This is a genomic window from Pseudoalteromonas sp. T1lg21 (assembly GCF_002964625.1).
GTDB classification, from domain to species: domain Bacteria; phylum Pseudomonadota; class Gammaproteobacteria; order Enterobacterales; family Alteromonadaceae; genus Pseudoalteromonas; species Pseudoalteromonas gelatinilytica.
The window spans coordinates 395,684-401,819 of sequence record NZ_PQBX01000001.1 but is presented as its reverse complement, the minus strand read 5'-3'; the positions used below and the strand labels follow the sequence as shown (position 1 = coordinate 401,819).

5 protein-coding genes are annotated in these 6,136 nt (G+C 40.2%); 1 reads left to right on the top strand and 4 read right to left on the bottom strand.

Going from position 1 to position 6,136, the window contains the following annotated elements; genetic code table 11:
- Window positions 1-370: 370 nt before the first annotated feature.
- Window positions 371-1,228, bottom strand: a complete 858-nt coding sequence (locus tag C2M25_RS01825) for a tetratricopeptide repeat protein (protein ID WP_105180232.1) — start codon at window positions 1,226-1,228, stop codon at window positions 371-373.
- 83 nt (window positions 1,229-1,311) lie between these two features.
- Between C2M25_RS01825 and C2M25_RS01820 the strand changes: the two genes are divergently transcribed.
- Entirely contained in the window at window positions 1,312-2,625 is a 1,314-nt protein-coding gene (locus C2M25_RS01820) for a M20 metallopeptidase family protein (RefSeq protein WP_063702272.1), read from the top strand.
- 1 nt (window position 2,626) lies between these two features.
- On the opposite strand, the gene C2M25_RS01815 is transcribed toward C2M25_RS01820, so the two are convergent.
- The 3 genes from C2M25_RS01815 to C2M25_RS01805 form a co-directional block, all read right to left on the bottom strand.
- Window positions 2,627-4,537, bottom strand: a complete 1,911-nt coding sequence (locus tag C2M25_RS01815; protein WP_105180231.1) for a DNA topoisomerase III — start codon at window positions 4,535-4,537, stop codon at window positions 2,627-2,629.
- 66 nt (window positions 4,538-4,603) lie between these two features.
- Window positions 4,604-5,080 (bottom strand): hypothetical protein, encoded by a 477-nt coding sequence (locus C2M25_RS01810; protein ID WP_105180230.1) that lies wholly within the window; start codon window positions 5,078-5,080, stop codon window positions 4,604-4,606.
- A 129-nt stretch (window positions 5,081-5,209) separates the two neighbouring features.
- Window positions 5,210-6,133, bottom strand: a complete 924-nt coding sequence (locus C2M25_RS01805) for a flagellar motor protein MotB (RefSeq protein WP_063702266.1) — start codon at window positions 6,131-6,133, stop codon at window positions 5,210-5,212.
- Window positions 6,134-6,136 lie beyond the last annotated feature (3 nt).

Genomic DNA, 6,136 nt, shown 5'->3' with positions numbered 1-6,136 from the left:
TATAATACATCCTTAAATTTTCGAGTCAACACTTAATTTTAAACTTTCTTTTTAGACCGTTTTAAACCGAAGTTTTACTTAACTCTCTGTCACCTTGTTCAGCGCTTTTCATTGCTGCCCGCCGTGTCAGTGGATGCGCATTATAGGGATGCGAAGAATTAACGCAAGCACTTTTTGTAGAAAACTACTAAAAACTTACCTTTCGCGCAAAAAACAAGCTAAAGGCAGTAAAAAACACAGTTTACTGTACAAAATACAGCCAACTTTTCTCGAGAGGATCTTAAGTATTATCGAAATTAGGTAATACGCAAGTTTTTAAATAAAAAAAGCGCCACAATTTTTAATGGCGCTTTTATCAATCAATAATGGATTAGTACAAGATACTATATAACTTACGGCGATACTTAGATGCCAAGGCATCGCCATCAGGTAAAGAAGCGATAATTTCTAGATAGCTTGGTTTTGCATCTGCGTAATTAAGATCTTTTTTAAGTACATTAAATAACATCTCTAAAGCTTCTTCTTTACGACCCGCATTATTGAGGGCATTACTTAGCTCTAGTTTAATCTCAAGATCATTTGGGTATTTTTCAGCTTTCGTTTGTAGTGCTTTTATTTCAGGTGAATCTGTTGCAGCTAATGCTTGTTCACACTTTGCTTGAATATTTGTGAAATACGCATCTCGTTCATTTTCTGCAACTGAAGCTAACAATGCTTGCGCATCTTCTAATTTATGTATCTGAATACAGATATCAGCTAATACTAATTTTACACGCGTATGGCTTGGATCTAACTCGTAAGCTTGCTTTGCATAATTAAAAGCATTATTTAAATCTTGATTAATTAACGCTTGTTTAGCTTGCTCTAATAATAACTCGTGCTGTGCTGGTAAATGTTTTGCAAGCGCATCACGAATTTGCTGTTCTGTTTGAGCACCCGGTAACATATCGACAGGTGCTGAATCTTTTAACATCACAAGCGTTGGTAATGCTTGCAAACCGATTTGCTGAGCAAGCTGCCCAGCAAGTGCCTGCTCAACATCACAATCTAATGTTGCTACTAATAAATACTCACCATATTCATGTGCGATTTTTTCTAAAATAGCAGCTTGCTGATGACACTCAGGATTTTGCGCAGAGTAAAAAGTAAGTAACACTAATTTTTCAGCGGATGTTTCACCCAAAGCTTGCTGCAAATTTTGCGGGGTAAGATTTATCATATTATTCATTTGATTGATTGCACTATATAAGTATTTAGGTTTTTATATAGTGGCAAACATAACAATTACAAGTCCCACAGGTCGAGGTCATTATGAAATTATCTGCTATTTCTGCAGCTTTATTACTTCTTAGTCCATTCGCACAAGCAACAACACTAGATTTAAACCTTCAACAAACTATGCCTGAGATTGAAAAGCTCTATTTAGACTTGCATCAATCTCCTGAACTGTCGTACCACGAAAAACAAACAGGCCAAAAGATAGCAAAGCAATTAAAACAACTAGGCTTTACTGTTACAGATAATGTAGGGGGTTACGGCGTTGTTGGGATTTATGAAAATGGTGATGGCCCTACAATTATGATCCGCACTGATACTGACGGATTACCAATTGTTGAACAAACCGGTAAGCCTTACGCTTCTAAAGTAACAGTCACTAATGATACGGGTGCAACCGTTGGCGTAATGCATGGTTGTGGTCATGATATTCACATGAGTTCATTTATTGGCACAGCACAACAGTTAATGACCCACAAAGATCAGTGGCAAGGTACACTAATGATGGTCGCACAACCCGCAGAGGAAGTAGGCGGTGGTGCAAAAGCAATGCTTAAAGAAGGGCTTTTTACTAAGTACCCTACCCCAGACCATGTTATTGGGTTACATGTAAGTGCGAGTGTTCCAGCTGGTAAAGTCAGTATGAAAACTGAATATACGATGGCAAGTGTTGACTCTGTTGATATTACTGTAAAGGGTAAAGGCGGTCACGGTGCCTATCCTCATACAACAATAGACCCTGTTGTGATTGCTTCGCGCATTGTACTAGCACTACAAACAATTACGAGCCGCGAATTGTCACCATTAGAACCGTCAGTTATTACTGTTGGCTCAATTCACGGTGGCTCTAAACACAATGTCATTTCGGATGAAGTAAAACTACAACTGACACTGCGCAGTTATAACCCTGAAGTTCGTTTACAACAAATCGCGGCGATTAAACGAATTTCTAAAGGCATAGCATTAAGTGCTGGCCTTGATGAAAGCTTAGCACCTGAAGTCTATGTACATGAAGACGAATCAATTCCTTCAACTTATAATAATCCAGCTCAAACCAACCTAGTGCGTTCAGCAATTGCTAACGCTATTGGTGAAGAGAATGTACTTGAAACTGAAGCTGTCATGGCAGGTGAAGACTTTGGTCTTTATGGTCGTACAGAGCAGCACGTACCAATTACTTTGTTTTGGTTAGGTGGTGTTGAACCGAGTCAATATGATGCAGCAATGCAATCTGGCGCAACATTACCTTCATTACACTCAAGTAAGTTTGCGCCTGATTACAAGAAGGCGCTTCCTACTGGCATTACAGCGATGAGTAACGCCGCGGTTGCCCTATTCAACAAAAAGTAGTTTAGGCTGACTTGGCTCTAGGCTTAGCTTTTCTTTTAAAACGTCGCTTTTGCGGCGTTTTTGGTAATTGGGCGAATACGTGACTGTCGCACTGCTTTGCTTGCTCAACTAAAGCATGCAGCTCTGCTAGTAATGGCGTTAAAAACTGCTGATAACTCATATGTTGCTCAGCTATATTCCCTAACGACGCTTCCCACTTAGCTGTTAAGTCAGGGCTAGCAAGCTGCTCTGGTAATGTACTTATGAGAGCTTTACCTGTTGCGGTAGCTAGAATGTTTTTACCCTGACGCTCTAAAAAGCGGCGTTTGAATAAAAGTTCAAGAATACCTGCCCGTGTAGCCTCAGTGCCTAAGCCATCAGTTTCTTTGAGGATCTTTTTAATTTCAGGGTCTTTCACATAGCGGCTGATACCTGTCATAGCACTTAATAAGGTAGCATCAGTAAAGTGTGCTGGCGGTGTTGTCATTTTATCTACCACTTCACCTTGATTACAATGCAGCTGCTGACCTTTTTCAAGTGGCGGTAAGGTCTGCTCATCTTTTAATTCGGTTTTGCCCATTAATGCTTTGAAGCCTAAGCTAACATCTTGCTTAGCCGCTGCTTTAAAAAGCCCACCCGCAATTTCGACCGTTACTTTGGTTTCGTTAAATAGATAGTCTGGATAAAACTGAATTAAATAATGACGGCAGATCAACCGATAGATTTTTTGTTCGTCACTATTTAATGAGGCTGTGCGAAGTTGTTTTTCGGTAGGAACAATGGCGTGGTGAGCTGCAACCTTACTATCATTAAAGCATTTACTCCGCTTACTCATATCGGCTTGCTTGCAAGCTTCACTTGCTTGCCCTTCATTATTCGCAATAGCAGCAATAATTTTAACTGCATCTTTATGATGCTCTTTTGGTAAATAGCGATTATCTGAACGAGGATACGTAATTAACTTATGACGTTCATATAAACTTTGACAGGTATCGAGCACCTTTTGCGCTGGCATTGAAAATGCTTTTGCCGCATCAATTTGTAAAGCGGATAAATTATAAGGTAGCGGGGCTTGTTGCTTTTTTTGCTTTTGCTCAAGCTCAGCAACTTTAGCTGGCTGATTAGTTATTCGTGATACAACATTTTCAGCAAGCCCTCTATGCAATACTCTACCCTCTTCATCTTGATAAGGTTCGCATGCTTTACTTGGTTGCCACTTAGCAGCAAATGTTTGCTGCTGCTCTGTTTCAAGGTGTGCTAAAACTTCGTAAAAAGGTTTTGCTACAAAATTAGCGATTTCATTATCACGATTAACGACTAAACCTAAGATAGGCGTTTGTACACGTCCAACAGATAACACATTACCAAATCCAGCTTTTTGCCCAGCAAGCGTATAAGCCCGAGTCAAATTCATGCCAAATAACCAATCGGCACGTGAGCGAGCTAAGGCTGATACGCTCAAGGGAATAAAATCGCGATTCGATTTTAAGTTATTCAGCGCTTTTTTCACTGCACTTAAGTTTAAGTCACTGATTAATAGTCGTTGAATTTGCTGTTTTTTAGCTTGGCTTAATTTGACCTGTTCAATTACCTCATCAACCAATAACTGGCCTTCGCGATCAGGGTCGCCAGCATGAACAATTATATTTGCCTGCTTGATTAGCTTTTTTAATACCGTAAGTTGTTTGCGTGTTTTTGCTTTAGGCTTTAATTGCCATTGTTCTGGCACGATTGGTAAGTGCTCAAATCGCCACTTTTTAAAACTTGCATCGTAATCATCTGGCTCTGCTTGTTCAAGCAAATGACCAATACACCAAGAAACACAATCACCATTAGCAAGCTCTATATAACCATCCTGTTTTTTTTGTGGTTTAGGCAATGCATCTGCAATGGCTCGCGCCAAGGACGGTTTTTCGGCAATGTAGAGTTTCATAACGCAACACTAAATACTGTTTTTATAAACAGTAGTCTAGCACAGGAATTTTAACTAAGGAATGGCTTACGTCTGTGGGCTACGTCGAGTAAATAGATAAATAAGTGGAAGGTAACAGACGACCACAGTCCCAATATTGATTAGCGGTAGCAGAGTCTTATACATGTACGTGCTGTATGACAAATCCCACAAATGGCGGTCAACTAAACGGAACAATTGCAAAATGGGCGCCATTATCACAACCAATTGCCCTAAAGCACTTTGCCATAAGTAAACTTTATCTTTAATACCTAAGTAAGCAATGACAGCCATCCAAGCAATATCATTAAAAGCCCAAACGACATAGCGCCAGATATAAATGTCATCAAATGCTTTTAAAGCAGAATAAATAAGAGTTCCGTATAGGAAAAAGGCGGCAGTAATGACAGAGAAGTAAAATGCAGGCCAGTCTTTACGAAGATAAAAAATAATAATAGCTGGGCTCAAAATGAACACCCAGCTATTGCTCAAGATAACTCTAATTTGTTCAAACCAATCAGGCACAATAAAGCGTCTTAATCAGTTTTATCATCATCACCGCCATCACCATTGCCTGGCATGTAGCTATATTTATCAACTTTTTTCATTTTTATACTCCATTACATGTGTTAATGAAGTTTCACTTTAATTGATTTACGGCCTTACATCAATAGGGTCAGATTCGTGTGCTTTGCCTTGCATGATAGAGATTTCAACACGGCGATTTCGTTTACGATCTTCATCGGTCACATTCGGTACAAGGGGCCTTGTTTCAGCATGCCCTACCACGACCATTCGTGACTTATCAAAGCCTGGTGCTTTTTCCATTTCACTGGCGACTGCCACTGCGCGTTTTGATGATAAATCCCAGTTATTCGTATAAAGCTCATTCGATACTTGGAAATCATCAGTATGCCCTGACACGGTAATTTCGCCCGGCACATCTTTTAACAGCGTGGCGATATCTCGAATAATCGGTTTAAATTTTGGCTGTAAAAACGCACTGCCAGACGGGAATGAACCATTTTCTCGAATGCGAATAATAATTTGTTGGCCTAATGACTCAAGCTCAATTGCCCCATCCATTATTTGCTGTTCTAGCTGCTGGGCAATTTTCTTCACAAGTTCATTTGTTTGTTCTTGATCAGCCGCAGAAATTGACTGTTCCAAGGCTTGTTGCTGAGCCGTACTTTGTGACTCACCACCACGCTTGTTACCACGTTGCTCTTGACGACCACCGGCAGAGCTTTCGTCGCCGGCCTGAAACTCAAGCATTTGCTGCGTCATTTCTACGGTTTGTTGTTGAATCGTTTCAATTGGAGTGGGTTCAGGCTTACCAGGCGTGAACTCCATGGCAATGACTGAGGTTCCTTTAGGAATATCTTTTACTTCTATTTTATTTTGTACACCGAAAGCAAACTTCATAGAGCCGGCAATTTGCTTGAACTTCAGTACATCCATTTCAGAGAAGGCAAGTAAGAGTACAAAGAAACACATTAATAGTGACATTAAATCTGCGAAAGTTCCCATCCAAGCAGGTAAGCCTGGTGGTGGGCATTTGCACTCTTGATCAGACATCCC

Coding starts and splice junctions, on each gene's coding strand:
- C2M25_RS01825 (WP_105180232.1), bottom strand. CDS start 1,228: ATGAATAATATGATAAATCTTACCCCGCAAAATTTGCAGCAAGCTTTG.
- C2M25_RS01820 (WP_063702272.1), top strand. CDS start 1,312: ATGAAATTATCTGCTATTTCTGCAGCTTTATTACTTCTTAGTCCATTC.
- C2M25_RS01815 (WP_105180231.1), bottom strand. CDS start 4,537: ATGAAACTCTACATTGCCGAAAAACCGTCCTTGGCGCGAGCCATTGCA.
- C2M25_RS01805 (WP_063702266.1), bottom strand. CDS start 6,133: ATGTCTGATCAAGAGTGCAAATGCCCACCACCAGGCTTACCTGCTTGG.